Source organism: Mesonia sp. HuA40 (assembly GCF_008017835.1).
Lineage (GTDB): Bacteria > Bacteroidota > Bacteroidia > Flavobacteriales > Flavobacteriaceae > Mesonia.
The window spans coordinates 1-1,761 of the sequence record NZ_VRLT01000033.1 but is presented as its reverse complement, the minus strand read 5'-3'; the positions used below and the strand labels follow the sequence as shown (position 1 = coordinate 1,761).

The following is a 1,761-nucleotide window of genomic DNA, read 5'->3' as shown; positions in this document are numbered from 1 at the left end:
TTTTTACTTCATCTTTTCAAGCAGTCAGATTCATTATTTTTCCGCTTTGCTTTTCATTCCGAGGTATTTTTGCCAACGTGTTTGTATAAGATTAGTGGCGTGTTTAAGCACCTAATTTAGCAAATAAACACCAGATAGAAAATCCGCGAGGATTTTCGTAAGTAGGCGATAACTAGCCATTAATTTTATACGGTGTTGTGCTTAGTGTTTTTCTATCGAGGTCTGTTAGTAAATCCGAAATATACTTTAAAAGAGATATTACTTTCAAGCTATTAATTTCAGTTCCATAATCAGCATTAATTCCGTGTAAAATTTCGTGTCGGTTTAAATGACAAGGGAATTTTGAAATATCTTTTTCTTGAACCATAATTGGTGTTTGATTTTGCAAAGGTGACAAATATAAATCCAAGAAATTTCCAGCCGATTTTTCCAATTCGGAAGTAACTTGTGGCAAGTATTTATTTTTTCTTTCCTTTATGAAAAATTTTCTTTTGGTAAAGTCAAAGCAAATTCCGTCAACTGATGTTAATACACTTGGAATTAGTAAACTATGACTTCCGTTTTTATAAGCATTCAATATTTGACTTAAAATTTCTTTTCTGTTTGGATGTCGTTTAATTAAACTTTGAAATATCTGCTCAAGATTTTCTTTATAATACTCAATTAATAATTCGTTAGCAGTTTCTAATTCACCATCTTGTAATTCATACGCAACTCTCGATGGTAAATTTAACTCACTCTCTAAGTCAATGAACCAACCGTGTTGTGCAATTAGCAAGAAATATTCAGGTGTTCTTTCCGCATATTCTTTGAGCTTTTCTCCAATTTCTTTGAAAGTGTCCAAATGTTCCAAAATCGGATTTTCAAATTTTGGAATCGAAGCGTATATTTTGTTTATGTGCTCAAATGATTTTTGGAAATTTAATAGAGGTTGTTCTAATGATTTCTGCATTGCTAAAGCTGGTTCAACTGCTTTTTGCATTGCTAAAGTTGATGCGGATAATTGCTTTTCCATTTTCCTAATCGGTTCAGTCATCTTTTCGATTTCCCGATAAGGTTTCATCATTCTTTCTATATGTTTTGTTAGGTTTTCCAATGTTTTTTTACATTAAGCACAACGGCTTTGGCTATGATTTCGTTGCGGAAAAATACGCAGGATTTATTCCGTTGCAGCTCAAAGATAGAAAAAAGCGTGGAATTTTCGGTAGAAAATTCCGCCGCAATGAATTATAGCCGTTGTTACCTAAAGTAGCGACACGTTCTGCTTGGAAGGTTCTGCTTTGCCGTCCAGATTTTTTTTCCGCTCTGATTTTTTTCCGCTTAGTGTTTATTCAGTTACCTTTTAATTTATTTCGGATATGGAAATCTCAAAATCTTTTTTTCGTTTACTTCAAATTTTTGATTCGACCTTAATTCCGCTTAATTTTTAAATTCGCTTTTTATTTTTTTGCACGATATAGTTTTATTAATTTTTTTCAGCGTAGTGCTATTTCATTCCGCGTTGTGCTTTTCAATTCCACTGTTCTCTTTTTAAGTCAGTTAAATTTTCAAGCAGTCAGATTCATTATTTTTCCGCTTTGCTTTTCATTCCGAGGTATTTTTGCCAACGGTCTTGTATATGATTTCGTTGCGGAAAAATACGCAAGACTTATTCCGTTATAGCTCAAAGATAGAAAAAAGCGTGGAATTTTCGGTAGAAAATTCCGCCGCAATGAATTATAGCCGTTGTTACATACTGTGGCGACACGCTCTGCTTGGTAC

Annotated in this window: 2 protein-coding genes; both read right to left on the bottom strand. The window is 33.3% G+C overall.

Features of this window, described 5'->3' with window-relative positions; all coding sequences use genetic code 11:
* Window positions 1-172: 172 nt before the first annotated feature.
* Window positions 173-1,096: a hypothetical protein gene (locus FT993_RS08315; protein WP_187240781.1), complete on the bottom strand. Its 924-nt coding sequence runs from the start codon at window positions 1,094-1,096 to the stop codon at window positions 173-175.
* A 451-nt stretch (window positions 1,097-1,547) separates the two neighbouring features.
* Window positions 1,548-1,761 (bottom strand): hypothetical protein (locus FT993_RS12410; RefSeq protein ID WP_222708305.1); only part of this gene is annotated, 214 nt, incomplete at its 5' end.